Consider the following 23,575-nt stretch of genomic DNA (forward strand, 5'->3'; position numbering starts at 1 on the left):
CCCGCCTCGAGGACGCCCTCGCCACGGTGTCCGCTCCCCGATCCCGGGGAGCGGACACTGTGGCCCGGCGGTGCTCCGCCGGCTGGTCCGTCAGGGGGCGGCCGGGGCGGTCCGGTAGGGCGCGAAGTCGGGGTTGGACTTGCAGCCGAGGTTCTCGAAGGTGCTGATCTTCGTGTTCGGATCGGTGGCGGTCAGGTGGTACTTGCAGGCGCCCTTGAGGTACCGGCCCTCGACCCCGCCCGGGAAGTCGATCTCCTTGTTCCACAGGTACGGCGACTGGTACCCGTTGAGGCGGGCGGTGGCGTTCACGTCGATGCCGCCGGGGGCGTAGATCTCGTAGACCCAGCCCGTCTTGGCCTCCCCGTAGGTGGCGAACTTCTGCGCCACCCACATCGCACAACTGGTGCTCAGGTGCGCGCTGTCCTGCCCGCCGCCCTTGACGATGTACTGGTCGAGCGGGATCAGCTGGTCGCCGCGCGGAGTGAAACCGGTACGGAAGATGTCCGCCACGTTCTCCCGGGTGTCGCCCCGCCAGAGTGTGTTGACGTCGTTGCGCCACTGCCAGCGCTCGTCCGTCGCCGTGGTCGCCACCGTCTGGGCGATCTGCGGTTCGGTCGTCGTGCGCCACCAGTCCGAGGCGCGGTAGTCGACCACCGGCCCGCACGGCGTGGTGAGATCGTCGTCGGCAGCGCCCCGCACCGCCGGGGCGGCGGAGGGGGCGGCCTGGGCCGGGGCGACGGCGACCGTGGAGACGGCGGAGGCGAGCGAGACAGCGGCGAGCACCCGCAGAGCGGCCTGCAGCATGGTGAGTACCCATCAGTTGATCAACATGACGGGCCCCTTTATAGGCGTGCCGCTCACGGTGCACCGGGAGCGATACGCCGGAACCACCCTGAGGAGTGGATAAGTCGTACCGCCTCCGGGTTCAGCCCGGGTCGGCCGGCGTACGGGTCGGCAGCTCTCGGCGTCGGCCCGGCACCTGCCTGGCCCACGAGGACACCGACGAGGGCATCACCGCGGCCACGGCTGCGGGCATGACGGTGATCGACGTCCGGCCACGCCCCTGGCACTGACGGCGAGGCGGGCCGGGGGCCAGGTCGGCGACGGCGCCACCCCCGTCTGCCGAGTCCTCCTGGGGCAGGCTCAACGCGGACCCGCGGCCCACTCCGCTAGCAGGGAGAAATCCTCCGGGCTCAGCCCGAACCGGGGGTCGATCCGGTGGAGCAGCGCTGGGCCGTCGTGGTTCTCGGCCACCCAGTCGCGGTCGGCTCGGGTGATCTCGTCGTCGACCCAGGCGAAAGCGCGACCCGCGGCCCACGACACGACGGTCGGGGTCTTCCAAAAGACCTTGCCCGCCGGAGTGGGCCGCGGGACTGGCCACGGGATGACCGGGAGTTCCGGCAGGCCGATCAGTGGAGCGATGAACGTGTTGGCCTCGGCCTCCCAGGTGGTCGCCCAGACCAGGTCGAAGGGAAGGGCAGCCAACTCAGCCCCGTGGCCGGGGTTCAGCCACACCGGCAGCGGCGTCGGACGCTTCCCCGGCCGTCCCCAGGCCTCCAGGCGCGCAAGCTCGGCCGCCTCCCAGCTCGGAGGCATCAGCCGGTGTGTCTCGAACCCGTCCGGGCGGCGGTTGGGCATACCGGCGAACGGGTTGAGCGGCCCGTCGACATCAAGCAGCAGAATCGGCCGACCCTGCTCACCACCCGTACCCATGCGGGCACGGTACCGCGGGCAGGGCCGGGAGCGCCCCGGATTTCCGGCCGGGAAGCGAGCAGGGTCGCCGGACCGCAGGCCGGGCCCGGACTTCCTCCGAGGTGGCGCACAGGAGGGCGACTCATGCAGTGCAGGTCGGAGCACCTGCTGGCGGCTCCTGCCGCCCCAAGGCTGGTCCCCCGTCAGTCATCGAGGGCCGCCACAGCGCGCCTCCGCCGCTGACCTGACATCAGGTTCCTTCCTCGGGTGGTCGCGATGTACAGCGCACCGGCTGGGCGCCAGGCAACTGTGCTCGGCCGGGCCGGAATGTGGGGGTTCGTCAACTGAAGATGCGTGCTCGTCCCGCATGACCCGGCTGATCTTGCAAGGCCAGGATGGCGCTGCAGCCGGACGCCGGCCGGCGACGGCGGTCTCCAGGGAGCGGAGGAAGAGCGATGGCAGACGGGTACACGGCGGGTCAGGCCTCGGCAGATCCGTACGCCGCGCTCTTCCCCGACCTGGTCGAGGCGGTGCTCCGCAGGCAGGGTGCGCGGGACTGGGACGTCGACCTAGACGACTTCTGGTGCCGGGTGTCCCCGGACGATGCCGCCGCGGGACGGCGGCAGGGGTGGAAGCTGCACGTGTCGGCCGTCCCGCTCTCCGCTCCGATGGTGCTGACCCGGGCCGCCGAGGTGCTCGTCGCCGCCCGGGCCCCGTTCAAGTGCGCCGGTACGCCGGGCCGACTGGCGGAGCTCGTCTCGGGGCACTACGACCGTGGCGGTGGCGGGAAGTTCATCACCGTCTACCCGCAGGACGACGACCAGTTCCGCTGGCTGGCCGAGGAGTTGCACCGGGTGACCGCGCAGCTGCCGGGGCCGGGCATCCTGTCCGACCGTCCGTATCGGCCGGGCAGCCTGGTGCACTACCGCTACGGCGCCTTCCGCGGCTTCCCCCGGCTCACCAACGACGGCTCGCTTGAGCCGATGCTTCAGGCACCCGACGGGACCTTCGTCCGGGACCGGCGGCAGGCCGGCTTCCGCCCGCCCCCGTGGGCGGTCTCCCCTCTCCCGCTGCCCGCCGAACCGGCGCCCGCGCCCGCCGCCGGGACGAGCGTCCTGTTGAACGACCGGTACGTCGTCCGCAAGGCCGTTCGGCACGCGTACAAGGGCGGCGTCTTCCTCGGTACCGACCGGCGGACCGGCCAGGAGGTCGTCATCAAGGAGGCCCGCCGACACGTCGGGGCCGCCCTGGACGGCTCCGACGCGGGCGACCGGCTCGGCCACGAGGCGGAGATGCTCACGCTGCTCGCGCCGCTCGGCCTGAGTCCGCAACCGCTGGGCGTCTTCGGTCAGGGCGGCAACCGGTACCTCGCCGAGGAGCGCGTCGCCGGGCAGACGCTGCGCGCCTGGCGGACCGAGCGGCTCCACCCCGACCGGGCGCAACTGCTTGATCTGGCAGCGCAGTTGGTGGGCGTCGTCGGGGCCGTGCACGGACTCGGCCTGGTCCTGCGGGACCTGAACCCCAACAACCTGATGGTCACTCCGGACGGCGAGCTGCGCCTGATCGACCTGGAGGCCCTGGCCCGCCCCGGCGACCGGGTGGTGGGGATCCACACCCCGGGCTACGGCGCGCCGGAGGTCGTCGACCTCGCCCCGACCGGGCTGGCCCCGGCCCTGGAGTCCGACCTCTACAGTCTGGGCGCCGTACTGTTCCACCTGCTGACCGGCGCCGAGCCCGTGCTCGCCCCGGACCGCGGGGCAGCGCGCGGCCGTCGCGAGCGCCTGGCCGCCCTGCTGGCCGCCGCGCTCGCCGACCGCCCGGAGCTCACCGCCTTCCAGCCGCTCGTGCTGGGTCTCCTGACGGACAGTCAGCAGGACCGGTGGAGCCTGCAGACGGTCCGCGAGACGCTCACCGGGCCGCTCGCCACCACAGGCGCGGCCGCACCTGCCTCCCTCGCGAGTTCCCCGCCCGCTGGGGTCGTCCTCGACGGCCGGACCGCCGAACGGCTGCTCGCCGACGGGCTGACCCACCTGGTGGACACCATGACCCCGCTCGACCCGGTACGGCTCTGGCCCGCCGATCCGGCCACCGAGCGGACCGATCCGCTGAACGTGCAGCACGGTGCGGCCGGCGTCCTGTCCGTCCTCACCGCCGCTGCGGCACACCGGTCGGATCCGCGGCTGCGGGCGACCGTGGCCCAAGCCGCGCAGTGGATCGCCGCCCGGGCCGAGGTCGGCGGGCAGCAGTTGCCCGGACTGTACTTCGGGCGCTCCGGCACCGCCTGGGCCCTGCTGGACGCCGCCCGGCTGCTCGAGGACGACTCGCTCGCCGAGCACGCGGCCAGGCTGGCCCGCGAGGTGCCGGTGCGCTGGCCGAACCCGGACGTGTGCCACGGCGTGGCCGGCGCCGGGCTGACCCAGCTCCGCTTCTGGCAGGCCACCGGCGACAAGGAGTTTCGGGAACGCGCGGTGAGCGCCGCCGAGCACCTGCTGAGCACGGCGGCGAAGGGGCGGTCGGGCGTGGTGTGGCCGGTCCCGGCCGACTTCGACTCCGAGCTCGCCGGCATCACCCATCTCGGCTTCGCCCACGGCGTCGCCGGCGTCGGCACCTTCCTGCTGCTCGCCGGAGTCGCCGCGGAGCGGGAGGACTTCGTCCACGCGGCCCGGGCGGCTGCCGAGACCCTGCTGGCCACCGCACGCGTCCGGGACGACGGAGCGGGCTGGCCAGTCGACGATCGTCACGCGGATCGCGGCGAGCACCGGGGCGAGCACCGAGGCGGGAACCGTGGCGAGCACCGCGACGCCGAGGCCCCCGTCCACGCGCCGCACTGGTGCAGCGGTGCCTCCGGCATCGGCACCTTCCTGGTCCGCCTCTGGCAGGCCACCGGGGATCCCCGGTACCGCCGGAGCGCCGAACAGGCCGCGACCGAGGTGTACCGCTGGCGCTGGCGGAGCACGCCGGCCGCCTGCCACGGCCTCGCCGGCAACGCCGAGTACCTGCTCGAACTGGCGCAGGCCCTGAACGACCCCGCCCACCGGCGCCGCGCCGAGGAACTCCTCGCCTGCGCCCACGCACGTCACGTCGTCCACGACGGACTGCTCCTGATCCCCGACGAGACCCTGACCAGGGTCGGCGTCGGTTACGGCACCGGACTCGGCGGGCCGCTCGGCCTGCTGGTGCGGCTCCACCACGGCGGGCCACGCCCCTGGCTGCCCGCCCTCGACCTGGCCGGAAGGAGGTGACCACCATGACCGACGACGTCAACGCCCTGCAGCTGCTGGACAGCGAGGAGGAGACCACCACGGGCTACGTCTGCTACCCGTTCTCGATCTTCACCTGCGGGAACTGGAGCATCAACGACGCGTGAGCCCGACCGGGCGGACCTGAGTGCGGGAACCTCCCGTGACCGCGGACCGCCCCACGACGGCGCGGGTGACCGAGACTCCCCCTCGGCCACCCGCGCCGTCGGTCCGACGAGCACACGTGCACACGAGCACGAGCGCACGAGCGCACGGCGGTCCTGCCCCGGTACTTCGTGGCTGACTTCCCGTCACCGATAATGGGGCCACCCCAGCGAAAGGTGTCGTGCCATGTCCCACGAGGTCAGCGGAGTCATCGCCCCCGGCAAGGGAGAGCCGGTCCGGGTGGAGACGATCGTCGTCCCTGATCCGGGCCCGGGCGAGGCACTGGTCGCGGTGCAGGCCTGCGGCGTCTGCCACACCGACCTGCACTACCGCGAGGGCGGCATCAACAACGACTTCCCGTTCCTGCTCGGCCACGAGGCCGCAGGGGTGGTGGAGGCGGTCGGCGACGGCGTCACCGAGGTCGCCCCCGGCGACTTCGTGATCCTCAACTGGCGTGCGGTCTGCGGGCAGTGCCGGGCGTGTCTGCGCGGGCGTCCCTGGTACTGCTTCAACACCCACAACGCGAAGCAGCGGATGACGCTCGCCGCCACCGGCCAGGAGCTGTCCCCGGCCCTGGGCATCGGCGCCTTCGCCGAGAAGACCCTGGTCGCCGCCGGCCAGTGCACCAAGGTCGACCCCGCCGCCTCCCCCGCGGTCGCCGGCCTGCTCGGCTGCGGCGTGATGGCCGGCATCGGCGCCGCCCTCAACACCGGCGGCGTGAGCCGGGGCGACACGGTCGCCGTGATCGGCTGCGGCGGGGTCGGCGACGCGGCGATCGTCGGCTCCCGGCTGGCCGGTGCGGCGAAGATCATCGCGGTCGACATCGACGAGCGCAAGCTGGTGACGGCCCAGCGGATCGGCGCCACCCACACGGTGCACTCCGGCGAGGCCGATGTGGTCGAGGCCGTCCGCGAGTTGACCGGCGGCTTCGGCGCCGACGTGGTGATCGAGGCGGTCGGCCGCCCGGAGACGTACCGGCAGGCCTTCTACGCCCGCGACCTGGCGGGCACCGTGGTACTGGTCGGCGTTCCGACCCCCGAGATGAAGCTGGAGCTACCGCTGCTGGACGTCTTCGGCCGCGGTGGCGCGCTGAAGTCCTCCTGGTACGGCGACTGCCTGCCCTCGCGCGACTTCCCGATGCTGATCGACCTCTATCTGCAGGGCCGCCTGGACCTGGGGGCCTTCGTCACGGAGACCATCGCGCTGGACGAGGTCGAGCAGGCCTTCGAGCGCATGCACGGCGGCAACGTCCTCCGCTCGGTGGTGCTGTTCTGATGGCGGCCCGCATCGAACGCCTCGTCACCTCGGGGACCTTCTCCCTGGACGGCGGCACCTGGGAGGTCGAGAACAACGTGTGGCTCGTCGGCGACGAGGTGCAGGTCCTCGTCATCGATCCGGCCCACGACGCCGAGGCCATCGCCGCGGCCGTCGGCGACCGGCAGGTGACCGCGCTGGTGTGCACGCACGCCCACAACGACCACGTCAACGCGGCGCCCGCGCTCGCGGACCGCACCGGCGCGCCGATCCTCCTCCACCCGGACGACCTGCCGCTGTGGCAGCAGACCCACCCCGACCGCGCGCCCGACGGCCGCCTCGCCGACGGTGGCCTCCTCACCGTCGCGGGCACCGAGGTCCACGTCCTGCACACGCCCGGCCACGCGCCGGGCGCGGTCTCCCTGCACGTACCGGCCCTGGGCACCGTCTTCACCGGCGACACCCTCTTCGCCGGCGGCCCCGGCGCCACCGGCCGGTCCTTCTCGGACTTCCCGACCATCATCCGCTCGATCCGCGACCGGCTCCTGGTCCTCGCGCCGGACACCGTCGTCCACACCGGGCACGGAGACTCGACCACCATCGGCGCCGAGGCCCCCCACCTGCCCGACTGGCTCGCCCGCGGCCACTGAGGCGGCGGGTCTCCGGCAAGGCCGTTCCGGGGACGTCAGGACAGGGCAGCAGCAGCCCGACCGGCCCGGGCACGCTCCCCCGTGGCGTGCCGGGCCGCCGACTCGTGCCGGCCCTCGGCGCCCGGCCGACCGGTCGGGCGCGAGTGGGCAGGCGACGTGCCGCCGCGTTCTTGGTCGAGGATGTCAGGGCGCCGTCGGGTCGTGTTGGCGCTGCGTCGACAGTTCCTTGGCGCTGCGTCTACTCAGCTACTCGCTCTCGCCCCCGGACAGCGCTCGCTGCCGGTGCTCGGTGGGTGAGAGGCCGTACGCGGCACGGAAGCCGCGGCTGAAGTCGGCGGCACGGGGGATGCCCCAGCGGGCGGCGACGGCGTGCACCGGCAGGGTGCACAGCGCGGGGTCCGCCAGGTCGCGGCGCGCCTTCTCCAGCCGCTGCCGACGGATCCAGGCGGCGACCGTCTCGCCCTGCGACTCCTGGGTGAAGAGCCGGTGCAGGTAGCTGACGGAGATGTGGTGCGCGCCGGCGATCGCGGACGGCGACAACTCCGGATCGTGCAGGTTCCGTTGGATGAACGCCGCAGGCCGGGGGTCGGGCTGGACGGTCACCTTCCTCGGTGGCGATGGCGGGCGGCGCCGGTGCGGCGTCCGCCGAGTCCGCAGCGTGGTGCCGGCGAAAGCGGACCCGGGCAGCAGGCTACCGGCCCCCGGTCCTCGGCCAGGTGGTCGAGGACCGCAGGCATCCGGTGTATCGGAGTGTGCGGTCGGCCGGGCCTCGGCCGACCGCACACCACTCGAGCCTGGTGCCGTCCTGGAGCGTGGGGCTACGCGGTCAGCCGAGGTGCCACTGCTGGTTGCTGCCACCGTGGCAGGTCCAGAGTTCGACCGGGGTGCCGTTGGCGGTGGCCCCTCCGGTCACGTCCAGGCAGAGCCCGGACTGCACCCCGGTGATGGTGCCGTTGGAGTTGAACTGCCACTGCTGGTTGCTCGCCCCGTTGCAGGGCCAGATGATCACCTTGGTGCCGGCGCTGGTGCCCTGGCCGTTGGCGTCCAGGCAGTCGGTCGTGCCGTTGTTGGTGACGGTCAGCTGGTTCGACGGGGTGTGGGTCCAGGTCTGGTTCGTCTGCCCGTTGCAGCCCCAGATCTGCAGTTGCGTGCCGCCGGTCGTGGTGCCGTTCGGGTCGTCCAGGCACTGGCCCGCGCCGTCCGCGTGCAGGGCCCCGGTGGTGGCGCCGCCACCACCGGCGGGGGCGTATCCGGCGGCGGTGATGTTGGCCTGCACGGCGTTCTCGGTGGCGTCGGAGGGGTAACCCGCCGTCATCGCGCCCTCGTAGAAGGTGCCGGCGGCGCCGTTGCTATTGTCGCCGCCGATGCCCAGCAGGATCGCACCCTCCTTCTTCATCGGGTTGTAGCCCGCCGGACGCGCTCCGCTGAAGAGGGTGGACAGGCCCCCCGACTGGGCGTCACCGCCGCGGAGCGCCCACTGGTTCGACTCGCCCTTGACCACCGCGGTGGTGAACCGGTGACTGATCGACGGGTTGTTGGGGTTCTGGCTGTTCACGTTGGAGCCGGAGAACAGGCCGTTCTCCAGGTCGGCCATGACCCACGGGCCGTTGCCGGCGCCGGTGTCCCAGTACGTGGCGTTGCCGAAGTAGAGGGCCTCCATGGTGCCGTTGCCGTCGTCGTTGTTGGTGGTCTCGGCGTTGCCGTAGTCGAAGCAGCACTGGTTGTTGTAGTGCGTGCCGTCCACGATGCCGTAGATGCCCTCGGGGCTGTCCCCGGTGGCGACGCCGTTCGTGCTGTCGTCGCGGTAGCCGACGCCGGGGGAGATGAACACGCCGTACGCCTTCTGGCCGCCGACGGTGACCGGCGCCGAGGTGGCGTTGGCGGGGTTGTCGGGGGTCTTCACGTACCCGCCGGCCGGAGCCGGTGTCAGGTTGTTGCCCCGCCCGGACTGGTCGTAGATCACCGTGATCACACAGCTCGTGCCGGCGCAGAACGAGTCCTGCGCGGCCGCGTTGGCGACCCCGCCCTGGGCGAGCAGGCCGATGTTGGCGGTCGCCCCATCCGAGGCGCGCTTGACCTGGTACAGCGCACCGGAGTAACCGGCGTACAGCGCCCGGGTGGTGCTGTGTGCCGCCACGCACGGCGTGCCGCCGGCCTGGTAGATGTCACACGGCCCCTGCGCGGCGGCCTGCGCCGCGCCGGTCGAGGCCGCGGTGCCGACGAACGCACCGAGGATGACCACCATCGAGGCGCCGAGACTGCCGAGCTTCCGGCGGCCACCCCATCCGCTTGCCCTCATGCCGACTCCCTGCTCTACGTTGAGCCCGTCAGTTGTTAGCGCTAACATCCTGTCCCGCACTGCACCACCGAACGAGGCAGGCGGCTGGAGGCGGGGCGGATGTTCCGTCACAAGACGCTGCCCGACCCTCCGCTGCCTGTCAAGAGACATGACAAGCAGCAGTGGTCCCGGCCTGACGCGCCCTCGGCGGACCACCGGATCACGTGCCGGAGCCCGCTGCCCCTCCGCCTGGAGGCGGTGGAGGGGCAGCGGGCGACGGGTGACCTACCGGCAGGTCAGCTCCAGGGCTGGTCGACCAGCCAGCTGGTGTCGTCCTTCCAACTGGTGCTGCTGTCCCAGGCGTTGCTACCGCCGTTGCTGGCGATGTAGACCGTGAAGTCGTAGTGGCGCAGGTACTTCGTCGGGTAGTTGGCGGACTGGAACGAGAAGCCCGTACCGCTGTTGCCCGTCCCCGGGCAGAAGGTGGCGTCCTGGGCGAACGCGGCACCGCCGTCGTCCGGGCTCAGGTGGAGCTGGAAGTTGTAGTGCCGCAGGAACTGGCCGGGGTCGTTCGCCGACTCGAAGGACAGGCAGGAGCTGTTCGCCAGCCCGGCCCGCACGATCCAGGACGCGTCGGCCTTGAGGGTGGACGAGCTGGCGGAGTTGACGGCCGAGATGACGACATTGTTGTCCGCGTCGTCGTGCGTAAGGTAGTCGCCGGTGCAGCAGGCGGTGGTGGCCTGCAGCGAGACGCGGGAGCCGGGCGTCAGGGTGGTGCCGGCGGTGCTGGTGCTGCTGTAGCCGGCCGCGGTGACGTTGGCCTGGACGGCGTTCTCGGTGGCGTCGCTCGGGTAGCCGGAGGTCATCACGCCCTCGTAGAAGGTGCCCGAGGAGCCCTTGCTGTTGTCACCGCCGATGCCGAGGATGATCGCGCCCTCCTTGTGCATCGGGTTGTACCCGGCCGCGTTGGGCCGCGCCCCGCTGTAGAAGGTGGACAGGCCGCCGGACTGGGCGTTGCCCGCGCGGATCGCCCACTGGTTCGGCTCACCCTTGACGATCGCGGTCAGGAAGCGGTCGCTGATACTGGGGTCGTTGGCGTTGAAGCGGGTGTTGGCGCCGGAGAACAGGCCGTTCTCCTGGTCGGCCATCACCCAGGGGCCGTTGCCGCTGCCGTAGCCCCAGACCTTGATGTTGCCGAAGTAGATGGCCTCCATGTGGCCGTTGCCGGTGTCGTGGTCGTTGGTCTCGGCGTTGCCGTAGTCGAAGCAGCAGCCGCCGTCGTAGTGCGTGCCGTCGAGGATGGCGTACATGCCCTCGGGCTGGTCACCGGTGGCGATGCCGTTGGTGTGGTCGTTGCGGTAGCCGGAGCCCGGGGCGATGTAGACGCCGTACGCCTTGTGGCCGCCGACCGAGATCGGCGCCTCGACGGCGTTGGCCAGGTTGTCGGGGCCGCCGGCGGCGCCGCCGGCGGGCGCCTGGGTGAGGTGGTTGCCCTTGCCCGACTGGTCGTAGATCACCGTGATCACGCAGCTGGTCGCGGCACAGAACGAGTCCTGCGCGGCGGCGTTGGCGTAGCCGCCCGCGCTCAGCAGGCCGATGTCCCTGGTCGCCCCGTCCGAGGCGCGCTTGACCTGGTACAGCGCGCCGTTGTAGGCGCCGTACAGGGCGCGCGTGGTGCTGTGCGCCGCCACGCACGGCGTGCCGCCGGCCTGGTAGATGTCGCACGGCCCCTGGACGGCGGCCTGCGAGGGCGTAGCCGTACCGGCGATCACACCGGCGGCCAGGGCGAGGGTCGCCCCGACCCCCATCAGGGTGCGCCGGACCTGGCGCACCCACAGTCTCATGACCATGGTTGAACTCCTCCGAGTGGGAAGGAAATCGGATTGAGCGGTGGGGGATGGAGAATAGTGAGCGCTAACAATTCGGCGCGGCCCGGCGGGCCTGCGGCTGCCGGGGAGGCGGCCCGGTGGGGTGCGGGAGAACCCGGCACCCCCGTGGAGCAGCCCCCGGGAGCCGCACGCCCGCCGCGAGTGTCGCGGCGGCAGGCCAGTAGCGGCGTCAGGCCCGTCGCGGCATAGCGTCAGCTCGGCGTCGTGTCAGTTGCGGCGTCCTGCCGTTTGCGGCCTCGGGCCCGTCGCGGCGTCGGGCCTGGAGGCGTCCGTCAGGCCTGACACGAGGTCAGGCCTGTCATGACGTCAGGCCCGGCTGGAGAAGTGCTTGGCGCGGAGCCGGTCGGCGAGGATCGCGATGCCGAGCACACCGCCGAGGACGATGTTGGTGTAGTTCGAGTTGATCTGCAGCGTGGTCAGGCCGTTGGTGATCAGCTCCAGCAGCACGGTGCCCGCCACGATGCCGAGGATCCGCCCCTGCCCGCCGGTGAGGCTGACACCGCCGATGACGGCGGCCGCGATGGCCTGCAGCTCCCACCCGACACCGACCCCGCTCGCCGAGCCGACGCCCATCCGGCCCAGCACCAGCATGGCCGCGAAGCCCGACAGCAGCGAGCTGGTCACGTACATCGACACGATCCGCCGGTCGCCGCGGATGCCCGCCAGCCGCGCCGCCTCGGGGTTGCCGCCGACGGCGTAGACTTGGCGTCCGACGAAGGTGCGCTCCAGGAAGAACCAGGCCGCCCCCGCCACGATGACGAAGAGAATCAGCGGGACCGGTAGCTGGGCGATGTACGACTGGCCGATGTTGCCGAAGAAGCCCGAGATGCCGACGATGGACGTCCCGGAGGTGATCGCCAGGGTGATGCCCTGCGCCACGGTGTAGGTCACCAGCGTGACCACGAACGGGGGCATCTTCAGCCTGGTGACCGCCAGGCCGTGCCATAGGCCGATCAGCCCGGTGATGGCCAGGGTGGCCAGCATCGCGACGCCGGCCGGCAGTCCGGCCCGCACGTTGAACCAGGAGATGAGGATCACCGAGGTGCCCAGCAGCGCGCCGACCGACAGGTCGATGCCGCCGGTGAGGATCACCAGCGACTCGCCGATCGCGATCAGGCCGTACTGGGCCAGGTCGAACCCCATGCCCTGCAGGTTGACCGCACTCGCGAAGGTGTCCCTGGCCAGCGCGAGCGCGATGAACACCGCCGCGCACGCGACGACGACGCCCACCTCGGGAGTCTCGACCAGCGAGCGCAGCCGGTTGCGCGAGGTCACTCCTGCCCCCCTGGCGGCGGGGGTGGTCTGCGTGGTCATGCCGTTGCCTCCGAGCCTGCGGTCAGCGGCTGCGTGCCTGCCGCCGCTGTCATGATCCGTTCCTTGCTGAACTGCTCGCGCGGCAGGTCGGCGACGATCCGACCCTGCGCCATCACGACGATCCGGTGGCACATCCGCAGCAGTTCCTCCAGCTCCGAGGAAGCCACCAGGACCGCCAGGCCGTCCTGCGCGGCGTTGTCGATGAGCTGGTAGATCTCGGCCTTCGCCCCGACGTCCACACCCCGGGTGGGCTCGTCCAGGAACAACAGGTCGGGGTCCGCGTGCAGCCAGCGCCCGAAGACGACCTTCTGCTGGTTGCCGCCGGACAGGTCGCCGATCGGCTGCTCCTGCGAGTGCATCCGCACCCCCAGGTCCTTGACGATCCGTCGCGAGCGCTCCTTGTCACCGCCGGGGGTGAGGATGCCGCGCCAGGAGTCGCGGCGCAGGGTGGCCAGGGTCGCGTTCCACCGGACCGGGTGCTGGAGCAGCAAGGACTGCTCCTTGCGGTCCTCGGGGACCAGGCCGATCCCCGCCGCGACCGCGTCGGCCGGGTGCCGCGGACGGAACGGCCTGCCGTTCAGCTCGGTCTCGCCGCCGGTGCGCGGTTGGGCGCCCATGATGGTGTGCAGCAGGCGGCTGCGGCCGGAGCCCATCAGGCCGGCGACGCCCACGATCTCACCGGCCGTCAGCTCCAGGTCGACCGGGCCGAGGCCGTCGGCGGTCAGCGAGCGGACGACCAGGACGGTGCGGTCCGTCCGGGAGTCCGGCGGAGCCCCGTCGGAGTGGGCCAGCTCGCTGCCGACCATCTCGCGGATCATGCGTTCCTCGGTGGCCTGCTCCGGGGTGAGGTCGGCCACCAGCTTGCCGCCGCGCAGCACCACCACGCGGTCGGCGATGTCGCGGACCTCGTCCAGGCGGTGGCCGATGAACAGGACCGCTCCGCCGCTCGCGGTGTGCCGGCGAGCCAGGTCGAGCACCTTGCCGGCTTCGACGGGACCGAGGGAGGAGGTGGGCTCGTCCAGGATCAGGACCAGCGGGCGGTTGCCCCAGCCCTTCGCGATCTCGATCATCTGCCTTAGCGGTACCGGGAGTTGCTCGACCGGGCGGTCGACGTCGATGCCGTCCACCCCGACGTCCGCGAGGAGTTCCCTGGCCTCCTGGCGGGTTCCGGAGCGGTCGAAGAGCACCCGCCGCAGCCGGCCTGCCTGCTCGGCGGCCCGACTGTGGCGGCCCAGCAGCAGGTTCTCGGCGACGCTGAGTCCGCCCACCAGGGGGAACTCCTGGGCGACCATGCTGACGCCGAGCGCCTTGGCGTGGTCCGGCCGGCCCGGCTGCAGGGCCTGCCCCGCGATCAGGATCTCCCCCGAGGTCGGGGAGACGGTGCCGGAGAGCACACCCATCAGGGTGGACTTTCCGGCGCCGTTCTCCCCCACCACGCAGGTGATCTGACCACGCTTCAGCTCGAGCTCGGGGATGTCCAGCACGGTGACCGGCCCGTAGCTCTTCTGCACCGCGCGCAGCACCACGGCCGGCCCGGTACGGTTCGGGGAAGCGTTGGTGATCACCTAGCTCACCCCGTGATGCCGAGCTGGGTCTGCTTGGCCTGGTAGTCGCTCTGGTTGCCCTGGGTGACCACGCCGACGCCGGAGCTCAGCGTCGTCCCGTCGGACTCCAGGTACTGCTTGACCAGCGCCATGGTGGCGTCCTTGCCGAGCACCTTGAGCGCGGCCAGCAGGTAGGCACCGGTGTAGCCCTGCTGGTAGGGCGACTGGACCACGGTGGCCTGGATGACGCCCTGCTGGATGAACTTCAGGGTCTGCGCGTCGGAGTCGTCCGAGATGACCTTGACCTTGCCGGCCTTGCCGGCGGCCTGCACGGCCTGGGCGGCGGAGGGACCGTCGTAGGAGTAGACGCCGTAGAGGCCGGCCACGTTCGGGTCGGTCTGGATGGCCGTCTGCGCGTTGGTCAGGGCCTTCGAGGCGTCCATGTTGTCGGACAGCTTGTTGACCACCTTGATGTCGGTGCCCTTGAGCGAGTCCTCGAAGCCCTGGATCCGCTGCACGGCGTTGGACGCGGTCAGCGAGCCGACCAGCACCACGACCTCGCCCTTACCGCCCAGCGCGGCCTTCATCGCCTCGCCGGCCTTCTGCCCGGCCTGGTAGTTAGGGGTGCCCAGGTAGAGCGCGGCACCGTCCTCGGGGGGCAGCGGGGAGTCGATCGCCAGCACCGGGATGCCGGCCGAATTCGCGTCCTGGATCGGTGCCTTGATGGCGGTCGGGTCGATCGCCGAGACCGAGAAGGCGGATATGTTCTGGCCGCGCAGGGTCTGGATCATCGACAGCTGCTGGTCCAGCCGGCCGTTCGCCGGGGCCTGGAAGGTGCCCTGGACGCCGAGGTCGGCCAGGCCCTTGTTGAAGCCGACCTTGCCGGCGTTCCAGTAGTCCACCGAGACGTTGACCACCATGGCCAGGTCCAGCTTCGACAGGTCCTTGCCCTGGAGGGCGCCCTTGAGCGCCTCGTCCAGCTTGGACAGGTTCGCGTCGTTGAACGTGATGTCGCCCTGGATCACGGGGGCGGCCGCGGCTCCGCTGGAGCCGGAGCCACTGCCGCTGCTGCTGCTGCTGCTTCCGGCCCCCTGCTTGGAGCAGGCCGTCGCGGTCAGGGCGAGTGCGGCGACGGCGGCGATGGCGGCGAGGCGGAGGCCTCTGTTGGAGCGGATGCTGGTGGCGGGCATGGTGTCCTCTTCTGGTCTTTGCCGGGTGGTGTGAAGGGGTGGGTGGAAAGCGGGTGGTACGGCGGTGTTCCGGTCTTCGACCCGGCTGCTGCGCGGACCGAACGGATTCGCATCCGACGGAGGTCAGCGGCCGGGCCTGGCGCTGCTGGCTCTGACGATCAGCTCGGGAGCGACGACGGCCACCTGGTGGGCGCCGTCGACCCCTGCGGCTTGCGGGTCGGGGAACTGGACGCGGCGCAGGAGCAGTTCGAGACCGCAGCGGCCGAGTTCCCCGAAGTGCTGGCGGACGGTGGTGAGCGGCGGGGTGAGGAACGCGGCCTCGGGGATGTCGTCGAACCCCACGACGCTCACGTCCTCCGGCACCCGCCGCCCCGTTTCGTGCAGGGCCCGCACGACCCCGAGGGCCATGTGGTCGTTGGCGCAGAAGACCGCGGTCACCCGCGGGTCGTCGACCAGTCGCAGGCCTGCCCGGTATCCCGACCGTGCCGACCAGTCCCCCGGTAAACTCTCGGGCACCGGCCGCTCGTGGTCCTCCAGTGCACGGCGCCAGCCCGTTCGACGGGCCTTGGCCTCCAGCCAGTCGTCCGGTCCCGCGACGTGGTGGACCGTGCCGTGCCCCTGGTCGAGCAGGTACCGGACCGCGGTCCGGGCGCCGGCCTCGTTGTCCACACCCGCGCCGGGCAGCCAACCCGGGTCGGTGGGGCCGACCGTGACCATGGGGACGGTGGCGGTCTGGCGTGCCAGCGCCGCCATCGCCGAGACGCGCGAGGCGATCACGGCGATTCCCTCGACGGCCTGGTCGCGGAGCCGGTCCACGGCTTCGTGGACGGACCGGGCGTCGTGGTTGCGCAGGCTCGCGATGGTGATGAAGTAGCCTGCGCCTCGAGCGGCCTGCTCGATTCCGTAGAGCATCTGGGAGGGCCCGTAGAGAGTGGTGTCGAAGCTGATCACACCGAGGGTCTGGGAACGGCGGGTGACCAGCGCCCGGGCCGCGGTGTTGGGACGGTAGTCCAGCTTCTGAATTGCCGCAAGCACCCGCTCCCGGGTCTGCGCCCGCACGTTCGGGCTGCCGTTGAGCACCCGCGAAACGGTCTGGTGGGACACACCGGCCAGCGCGGCCACGTCCGCCATCACCGGCTGTGCGCCGCTGGCGGTTCTAGCTTCCGGCATGGCCTCTCCCGAATCAGGGCTTGCGAGTTTCTCAAGAACGGTGCGCGGGCGGCCTGTTGCCGCCCGTTCCGACGTCCGTATTGTTAGCGCTCACAAAACCTTCCGTCAATGGGGCGGGTGGGTCACGTTTGGGTCACTGCTACCCCTCCGCCCAGGGCCGGCCCATGGCCCCACGGGGCGCGCGCACGGAGGACGGGGGGCTCGACGGCGAACGGCCGGCACGCCCGGGGGCGCGCCGGCCGTAGCGGGCGGAGGTGGGTTGCGTGCGACGTTGCACGCCCTCCACCCACTTGCCGGACCTGCCGCACACACATGGCGACAGGACCGCTGCCGGTGGCCGCTGCGGGAAGCGGGGCAGCCATGGGCCACCGGCAGACACTCGGGTACTCGACAGCCAGGCCCAGCCTCGACGGCGGTCCCGCCATCAGCCCCAGCAGGGGCGTTGACCGGGGGCGACCCCGCCCCTGGAGGGCCTGCAGCAACGCGCGGCCAGGGCCTGCAAATTGTTAACGTTAACAGCTGCCCGAGTCAACCCACCGTCAGCTGACCCCGCAGCAGATCGGTCCGGCGCACGGCCGCCGGCCGCGAGGACTCCCCGCGCCGGGCGAGGGTACGCCCGCCACGGCCTCCCGGGGGTGCGCGGGCTTCCGCGGCCCGCCCCGACGCGCGTCGCGTGCCGCGGGGTCCGCCCGGGCCGGGTTGAGTAGGCTGCGCTGGGCAGCTGGTTCGTGGGTGCCGCAGTGGGACAGAGCCGTGGAGGGGCATGTGAGCGAGGCCGCCGACAGGCGCGCGCCGACGATGGCGGATGTCGCCAAGGTGGCGGGCGTGTCCCACCAGACCGTGTCACGCGTCCTCAGCGATCACCCCAACGTGCGCGAGTCCACCCGCGCCCGGGTGCGGGAGGTCATCGCCGAGCTGGAGTACCGTCCCAATCCCGCCGCGCGCGCCCTGGTCACCAAGCGCTCCCGCACGCTGGGCGTCATCGCCGCGAACACCACCCTGTACGGGCCGGCCAGCATACTGGCCGGCCTCGAGCACGCCGCTCGCGCCAAGGGGTACCTGATCGCGGCGGTGAGCCTGGACGAACTGAGCGAGACGGCGCTGCGCAAGGCCCTGGAGCACCTGGCGGCCTGGGGGGTCGAGGGCGGCGTGGTGATGACGCCGCACGAGCGGACGGTCGCCGCCCTGCTGCGGCTGGCGGCGCCGTTCCCGATCGTGACCGTCGAGGGCGGCCACGACCTGGACGTGCCGGGCGTGGCACTGGACCAGTACGCCGGCGCCCGGATGGTCACCGAGCACCTGCTGTCGCTCGGTCACGCCTCGGTGTGGCACGTCACCGGGCCCCGCGAGTGGCTGGAGGCGGAGGGCCGCTTCCAGGGCTGGCGCGCGGCCCTCGACGACGCGGGAGCTCCGGTCCCCCAGTGGCTGGGCGGGGACTGGAGCGCCGCCTCCGGCTACCGGGCCGGGCAACTGCTCGCGGCGGCCCACCGCAGCCTGGACCAGGCCTCGAAGCCGACGGCGGTGTTCGTCGCCAACGACCACATGGCCCTGGGGGTGCTGCGGGCCCTGCGGGAGGCCGGGCTGCGCGTCCCGGAGGACCTGGCCGTGGCGGGGTTCGACGGACTGCCGGAGTCGGAGTACTTCGCCCCGCCGCTGACCACCGTCCGCCAGGACTTCGCGGCCGCCGGCCGGGCGGGGATCGACCTGCTGCTCCAGCGGATCGAGGACCCCTCCGCCACTCCGGTGCACACCACCCTGATGCCGGAGCTCGTGATCCGCTCCAGCACGGCTGCCAGACCCTAACCCACCGGAACGGTGCCGAAGCGGTAGACGGTGGTGGAGCGGTACCGCTCCCCCGGGCGCAGGACGGTGGAGGGGTAGTCGGGGCGGTGCGGGGAGTCGGGGTAGTGCTGGGTCTCCAGGGCGATGCCCGCGTGGCGTCCGTGCGGCGCGTCGGCCGGCCCGGTGGTGCCGTCGAAGTGGTTGCCGGTGTAGACCTGCACCCCGGGCTCGGTGGTGTGGCACTCCAGGCGGCGGCCGCTGGCGGGGTGGTCGAGTTCGGCCACCAGGCGCGGGCCCCCCGCGTCCGGTCCGGGGCGCAGCAGCCAGTTGTGGTCGAACCCTCCCCCGGCGAGGCGCAGTTGCGGGTGGTCGGCGCCCAGGCGGTCGGCCAGCCGCACCGCCCTGGTGAGGTCGAACGGCGTACCCGCGACCACGGCGGGCGGCCCGAGCGGGATCAGCTGCGCGTCGACGGGCAGGTACGCGTCCGCGTGGACCCGCAGCGTGTGCTCGCCCACCGTCCCGCCGCCCGCGAGGTTGAAGTACGCGTGGTTGGTGAGGTTCACGACCGTGGGGGCGTCGGTCACCGCGCCGTACCGGATGGTCAGCGCACCGAACGCGTCGAGCAGGTAGCTGACCTCCACCTCCAGGGTGCCGGGGAACCCCTGGTCCCGGTGCGGGCTGGTCAGCTGGAACCGCACCCCCGCGCGGTCCTCCTCGTGGATCGGGCTGCCCCGCCAGACCCGGGTGGCGAACCCGTGCGGGCCGCCGTGCAGGGTGTGGCCGGTGGCCTGGCGGTCCAACTGGTGGACGGTGCCGTCCAGCGGCAGTTCACCCCTGGCGATCCGGTTGCCGTACCGGCCCACGGTCGCCCCGAAGTACGCTCCGGCATCGAGCAGTTGGTCCCACCCCTCGGCGCCGAGCAGCACATCGGCGGTGCGGCCGTGCCGGTCGGGGGCGCGGACGGCCTGGAGCCTGGCGCCGAACTCGTGCAGTTCCGCCGTCACACCGGACGGCGAACTGACGGTCCAGCGCGCCGACACACGCCCGTCGGGCAGCGGATCCGTGCCCGTCCGGTGCACGGTGGGGCTTCGGTCGGACATGGGCGCGGTTCCTCGGGGTGTCGGTGTCTGGTGGGAGGGAGGCCGCCCGGGCCGGTCCGGAGGTCGGGGCGGAAGCACGGACCCGGCCCGGGCGGCAGACGGGGTGGGGCTAGAAGCCCTGGGCGAGGCGGTAGTAGGCCTGGTTCCAGCGCAGTTCGCGGGTGAACCGGCGGATGCTGGTGCTCTCGTCGATGACGACGAGCTCGACGGCGAGCATCTCCGCGAGGTCGTCCAGCGCGTCGACGCCGAGGGCCCGGGTGAGCACGGTGTGGTGCGGGGCACCGGCGGTCAGCCAGGCCTCGGTCGAGGTGCGCAGGTCGGGCTGCGGCTTCCAGACCGCGCGGGCCACCGGCAGGCTGGGCAGCGGTTCGGCGGGCTCGACCACGTCGATCGCGTTGGCGACCAGCCTGAACCGCTCGCCCATGTCCGCCAGGCCCACCACGACGGCCGGGCCGGGCTCGGCGTCGAAGACCAGGCGCACCGGGTCCTCGCGGCCGCCGATGGAGAGCGGATGGATCTCGCAGGAGGGGGTCCCGGCGGCGATGGAGGGGCAGACCTCCAGCATGTGGGCGCCCAGGATCAGCTCGTTGCCGGGCTCCAGGTGGTACGTGTAGTCCTCCATGAAGGAGGTGCCGCCGGGCAGGCCCTCGGCGGCGGCCTTGAGGGTGCGCAGCAGCACGGAGGTCTTCCAGTCGCCCTCGCCGCCGAAGCCGTAGCCGTCGGCCATCAGGCGCTGGACGGCCAGGCCGGGCAGCTGCCGCAGGCCGCCGAGGTCCTCGAAGTTGGTGGTGAAGGCGCGGAACCCGCCGTCGGTCAGGAAGCTGCGCAGGCCGAGCTCGATCCGCGCGGCGTAGCGCAGCGCGTCGTGGCGCTCGCCGCCGGCGCGCAGCTCGGGGGCCAGGCGGTAGAGGTCGTCGTAGTCCTTGACCAGTTCGGTGATCTGCGCGTCCGCCACCGCGTCCACGACCGCGACCAGGTCGTTGACGCCGTAGGTGTTGACCGAGACGCCCAGCCGCAGCTGCGCCTCGACCTTGTCGCCCTCGGTGACGGCGACGTCGCGCATGTTGTCGCCGAAGCGCGCCAGCTTGAGCGTGGCGAGTTCGGCCCGGCCGGCGGCAGCGCGGGCCCAGTCGGCGATCCGGGCGGCGACGGCGGGGTCGCTCGCGTGGCCGGCGACGGTCTTGCGGGGGACGCCGAGGCGGGACTGGATGTGGCCGAACTCGCGGTCGCCGTGGGCGGCCTGGTTCAGGTTCATGAAGTCCATGTCGATGGTCGCCCACGGCAGGTGCGCGTTGGCCTGGGTGTGCAGGTGCAGCAGCGGCTTGCGCAGCGCGTCCAGGCCGGCGATCCACATCTTCGCCGGGGAGAAGGTGTGCATCCAGGCGATCAGGCCGATGCAGGAGTCCTGGGCGTTGGCCTCCAGGCAGATCCGGCGGATCGAGGCGGCATCGATGAGGACCGGCTTCCAGATCAGCCGGACCGGTATGCCCGCGAGGGCGAGCTGGTTGACGACCTGGCGGGACTGCTCGGCGACCTGCTGCAGCGTCTCGTCGCCGTACAGGCCCTGGCTGCCGGTGAGGAACCAGACCTCACGCCCGGAAAAGACTTCAGTCACTGGGAGTTGCTCCTTCAGCGGGCAGCGGGCTGCTGGCCGTAGACGTTCTGGTAGCGGAAGTTCAGGCTGTCGATGTCGGCCTGGGCGATGGGCAGCGGCTCGCCGAGCTGGCGGGAGATGTGGACCGTGCGGGCCACGTCCTCGCACATCACGGCGGCCTTGACCGCGGCCTTGGCGTCCTTGCCGATGGTGAAGACGCCGTGGCTCTTCATCAGGACGGCGGGCGAGCGGTGGCCGCGCAGGGTCTCGACGATCCCGCGGCCGATCGAGTCGTCGCCGATCAGGGCGAACGGGCCGACCGGGATCTCGGCGCCGAACTCGTCGGCCATCGCCGTCAGCACGCACGGGACGGCCTCGCCGCGGGCGGCCCAGGCGCAGGCGTAGGTGGAGTGGGTGTGCACCACGCCGCCGACCTCGGGCAGGTGCCGGTAGACGTAGGCGTGGGCGGCGGTGTCGGAGGACGGGCTGTGCCCGCCGGCGACCACGTTCCCGTCCAGGTCGCAGACGATCATGTTCTCCGGCGTCAGCTCCTCGTAGGGGACGCCGCTGGGCTTGATGACGAACAGGTCCTCGCCGGGGACCCGGCCGGAGACGTTGCCGGCCGTCCAGACCACCAGGCCGTAGCGGACGAGTTCCTGGTGCAGATTGCTGACTTGACGGCGAATCAGCTCGATGGCGTCGGTCATGGCCGGTCAACCTCGCAGTTCGGGGTCGCTGGAGGCCTGCTGGGCCTCGCTCAGGGCGGCGTTGCGGATGGCGCGCAGGCGGTGCAGTTGCTTGTCGGGGCCGGTGCCGAAGTGGTCGTGCAGCAGCCGGTACTCCGCGTAGAGGGCGTCGTAGGCGTCGGCGCGCGCGGGGTCGGGCAGGTAGGCGTGGCGCTCGACGCTGCCCATCGCGGCGGCGGCGGTGCGCACGTCCGGGTAGGCCCCGGCGGCGACCGCGGCGTGGATCGCGGAGCCGAGCGCGGGCCCCTGCTCGGAGGCGGCCAGGGAGACCGGGCGCCGCAACACGTCGGCGTAGATCTGCATCAGCAGGGCGTTCTTCTTCAGCCCGCCGGCCACCACGAACTCGGAGACCGGCACCCCGCCCTCGTGCAGGGCCTCGACGATGGCGCGGGTGCCGTAGGCCGTGGCCTCCAGCAGGGCCCGGTAGACCTCCTCGGGCCGGGTGGCCAGGGTCAGGCCCACGACGACGCCCGACAGGTGGTGGTCCACCAGGACCGAGCGGTTGCCGCCCATCCAGTCCAGTGCGACCAGGCCGTGGCCGCCGACCGGCTGGTCGGCGATCTTGCGGGTGAGCAGCTGGTGCGGGTCCTCGCCGGTGGCCTGCGCCTCCTGCAGGTAGTCGGCGGGCAGCCCCTGGCGCAGCCACCAGGCGAAGATGTCGCCGACCGCGCTCTGCCCCGCCTCGTAGCCCCAGGCGCCCTCGACGATCCCGCCCTCGACCACGCCGCAGATGCCCGGGACGTCCGCGAGGGTCGGGCCGTTGACGACGTGACAGGTGGAGGTGCCCATGATGGCCAGCAGCTGGCCGTTGTCCACGGCGCGGGCGGCGGGGGCCGCGACGTGGGCGTCCACGTTGCCGGCCGCCACCGCGATGCCCTCGGGCAGGCCGGTCCGGGCGGCGGCCTGCGCGCTCAGCGATCCCACCCGGGAGCCCAGCGCGGCGAGCGGGTGCTCCAGCCGGGTGCGGGCGAAGTCGGCGAACTCCGGGTGCAGCGCGGCCAGGTACTCCTCGCTCGGGTAGCCGCCGTCCTGGTGGATGCCCTTGTAGCCGGCGGTGCAGGTGTTGCGGCTCTCGGTGCCGGTGAGCTGCCAGACGATCCAGTCGGCGGCCTCGATCCAGCGCTCGCAGGCGGCGTAGACCTGCGGGTCCTCCTCCAGCACCTGCAGCGCCTTGGCGTACTGCCACTCGGCGGAGATCCGGCCGCCGTAGCGGTGGATCCACTTCTCGCCGCGGTCGTGGGCCAGGGCGTTGATCCGGTCGGCCTGCGGCTGGGCGGCGTGGTGCTTCCAGAGCTTGGGCCAGGCGTGCGGGCGGTCGGCCCACTCGGCGGTCTCCGCCAGCGGGGTTCCGTCGGTCCGGGTCGGCAGCACGGTGCAGGCGGTGAAGTCGGTCGCGATGCCGATGACGGCGGCGGGATCGACGCCGGCGGCGGCCACCGCCGCCGGCACGGCGGTGTGCAGCACCTCGCGCCAGTCCTGCGGGTGCTGCAGTGCCCAGTCGGGCGGCAGGGGCCGGCCGGTGCCCGGCAGGCGGTCCTCGATCACGGCGTGCGGATAGTCGTGCACGGCGGTGCCCAGTTCCGCGCCGTCGCGCACCCGCACGACCACGGCCCGGCCGGAGAGCGTCCCGAAGTCGACGCCGACCACGTAGCGATCGTCCTGGTCGTCGGCGCCGGTGGCCCGGGCGGAGGTCGTCTCGGTCACAGTTTCGTCCTTCGTGCGGGGCGGGGGTGGTAGGCGGCCGACCGCCGAACGGTCTGGCACGACGGTACGGCGGCCGGCCTGGAGTTCCGCCGCCTCACCCTCATAAGGCGCGGAACCACGACCGCCGGCACCGGAGCGGCCAGGAAGGGGCCGCGAGCCGGCCGGCGGGGTGGGCGGGACGGCAAGGAGCGGGGCGGTCAGGGTTGTTGACACGTTCCCCGCGCTCCGAACCGCGGGATCAGTGAGGATGTTAGCGCTCACAAT

General features: G+C 72.3%; 17 protein-coding genes and 1 pseudogene. 5 read left to right on the forward strand and 13 right to left on the reverse strand.

Annotation, left to right across the window (positions count from 1 at the left end; all coding sequences use genetic code 11):
- Positions 1 to 90: 90 nt before the first annotated feature.
- Both C7C46_RS14375 and C7C46_RS14385 read right to left on the reverse strand, forming a co-directional pair.
- Positions 91 to 804: a scabin-related ADP-ribosyltransferase gene (locus C7C46_RS14375; RefSeq protein WP_110669549.1), complete on the reverse strand. Its 714-nt coding sequence runs from the start codon at positions 802 to 804 to the stop codon at positions 91 to 93.
- Between the two features lie 339 nt (positions 805 to 1,143).
- Complete coding sequence (locus C7C46_RS14385) at positions 1,144 to 1,713, reverse strand: HAD domain-containing protein (RefSeq protein WP_110669553.1); 570 nt, start codon at positions 1,711 to 1,713, stop codon at positions 1,144 to 1,146.
- A gap of 434 nt (positions 1,714 to 2,147) precedes the next feature.
- Between C7C46_RS14385 and lanL the strand changes: the two genes are divergently transcribed.
- The 4 genes from lanL (at position 2,148) to C7C46_RS14400 (ending at position 7,000) form a co-directional block, all read left to right on the forward strand.
- On the forward strand, positions 2,148 to 4,934 hold the full coding sequence (lanL, locus tag C7C46_RS14390; RefSeq protein WP_181442350.1) for a class IV lanthionine synthetase LanL: 2,787 nt from the start codon (positions 2,148 to 2,150) through the stop codon (positions 4,932 to 4,934).
- 5 nt (positions 4,935 to 4,939) lie between these two features.
- Entirely contained in the window at positions 4,940 to 5,059 is a 120-nt protein-coding gene (locus C7C46_RS35925; RefSeq protein WP_220040618.1) for an ALQxL family class IV lanthipeptide, read from the forward strand.
- Between the two features lie 223 nt (positions 5,060 to 5,282).
- Complete coding sequence (locus tag C7C46_RS14395; protein WP_110669557.1) at positions 5,283 to 6,371, forward strand: S-(hydroxymethyl)mycothiol dehydrogenase; 1,089 nt, start codon at positions 5,283 to 5,285, stop codon at positions 6,369 to 6,371.
- Positions 6,371 to 7,000: an MBL fold metallo-hydrolase gene (locus C7C46_RS14400; RefSeq protein ID WP_110669559.1), complete on the forward strand. Its 630-nt coding sequence runs from the start codon at positions 6,371 to 6,373 to the stop codon at positions 6,998 to 7,000. The genes C7C46_RS14395 and C7C46_RS14400 overlap by 1 nt, the downstream gene beginning before the upstream one ends.
- A 246-nt stretch (positions 7,001 to 7,246) precedes the next feature.
- Here the strand turns inward: C7C46_RS14400 and C7C46_RS36475 are convergent.
- From C7C46_RS36475 to C7C46_RS14435, 7 genes and pseudogenes are all read right to left on the reverse strand, one after another.
- A pseudogene (locus tag C7C46_RS36475) lies at positions 7,247 to 7,582 on the reverse strand (helix-turn-helix transcriptional regulator); the annotation flags it as partial.
- Between the two features lie 244 nt (positions 7,583 to 7,826).
- Entirely contained in the window at positions 7,827 to 9,299 is a 1,473-nt protein-coding gene (locus C7C46_RS14410; RefSeq protein WP_110669563.1) for an arabinofuranosidase catalytic domain-containing protein, read from the reverse strand.
- Positions 9,300 to 9,574: 275 nt separating this feature from the next.
- On the reverse strand, positions 9,575 to 11,128 hold the full coding sequence (locus C7C46_RS14415; RefSeq protein WP_110669565.1) for an alpha-L-arabinofuranosidase B: 1,554 nt from the start codon (positions 11,126 to 11,128) through the stop codon (positions 9,575 to 9,577).
- Positions 11,129 to 11,473: 345 nt separating this feature from the next.
- On the reverse strand, positions 11,474 to 12,481 hold the full coding sequence (locus C7C46_RS14420) for an ABC transporter permease (RefSeq protein ID WP_110669567.1): 1,008 nt from the start codon (positions 12,479 to 12,481) through the stop codon (positions 11,474 to 11,476).
- Positions 12,478 to 14,046 (reverse strand): sugar ABC transporter ATP-binding protein, encoded by a 1,569-nt coding sequence (locus C7C46_RS14425; RefSeq protein ID WP_110669569.1) that lies wholly within the window; start codon positions 14,044 to 14,046, stop codon positions 12,478 to 12,480. Before C7C46_RS14425 ends, C7C46_RS14420 begins: the two co-directional genes overlap by 4 nt.
- A gap of 5 nt (positions 14,047 to 14,051) precedes the next feature.
- Positions 14,052 to 15,215, reverse strand: a complete 1,164-nt coding sequence (locus tag C7C46_RS14430; RefSeq protein ID WP_110669571.1) for a substrate-binding domain-containing protein — start codon at positions 15,213 to 15,215, stop codon at positions 14,052 to 14,054.
- A gap of 123 nt (positions 15,216 to 15,338) precedes the next feature.
- Positions 15,339 to 16,385 (reverse strand): LacI family DNA-binding transcriptional regulator, encoded by a 1,047-nt coding sequence (locus C7C46_RS14435; RefSeq protein WP_245984415.1) that lies wholly within the window; start codon positions 16,383 to 16,385, stop codon positions 15,339 to 15,341.
- 798 nt (positions 16,386 to 17,183) lie between these two features.
- Here C7C46_RS14435 and C7C46_RS14440 point away from each other — a divergent pair.
- Positions 17,184 to 18,188 carry a LacI family DNA-binding transcriptional regulator gene (locus tag C7C46_RS14440; RefSeq protein ID WP_110669635.1) on the forward strand — a complete coding sequence of 335 codons (1,005 nt, stop codon included), beginning with the start codon at positions 17,184 to 17,186 and terminating at the stop codon, positions 18,186 to 18,188.
- Here C7C46_RS14440 and C7C46_RS14445 read toward each other — a convergent pair.
- The 4 genes from C7C46_RS14445 to C7C46_RS14460 form a co-directional block, all read right to left on the reverse strand.
- The gene (locus C7C46_RS14445; protein ID WP_110669574.1) at positions 18,185 to 19,267 is read right to left on the reverse strand and encodes an aldose epimerase family protein; all 1,083 of its coding nucleotides are present in this window, start codon (positions 19,265 to 19,267) and stop codon (positions 18,185 to 18,187) included. The two genes, C7C46_RS14440 and C7C46_RS14445, sit on opposite strands and share 4 nt — an antisense overlap.
- A 109-nt stretch (positions 19,268 to 19,376) precedes the next feature.
- Entirely contained in the window at positions 19,377 to 20,882 is a 1,506-nt protein-coding gene (gene araA / locus C7C46_RS14450; protein WP_110669576.1) for an L-arabinose isomerase, read from the reverse strand.
- A 14-nt stretch (positions 20,883 to 20,896) separates the two neighbouring features.
- Positions 20,897 to 21,568, reverse strand: a complete 672-nt coding sequence (locus tag C7C46_RS14455; RefSeq protein WP_110669578.1) for an L-ribulose-5-phosphate 4-epimerase — start codon at positions 21,566 to 21,568, stop codon at positions 20,897 to 20,899.
- Between the two features lie 6 nt (positions 21,569 to 21,574).
- Positions 21,575 to 23,311 (reverse strand): ribulokinase, encoded by a 1,737-nt coding sequence (locus C7C46_RS14460; RefSeq protein WP_110669580.1) that lies wholly within the window; start codon positions 23,309 to 23,311, stop codon positions 21,575 to 21,577.
- Positions 23,312 to 23,575 lie beyond the last annotated feature (264 nt).

The sequence above is a fragment of the Streptomyces tateyamensis genome (assembly GCF_003205575.1).
Classification (GTDB): domain Bacteria; phylum Actinomycetota; class Actinomycetes; order Streptomycetales; family Streptomycetaceae; genus Kitasatospora; species Kitasatospora tateyamensis.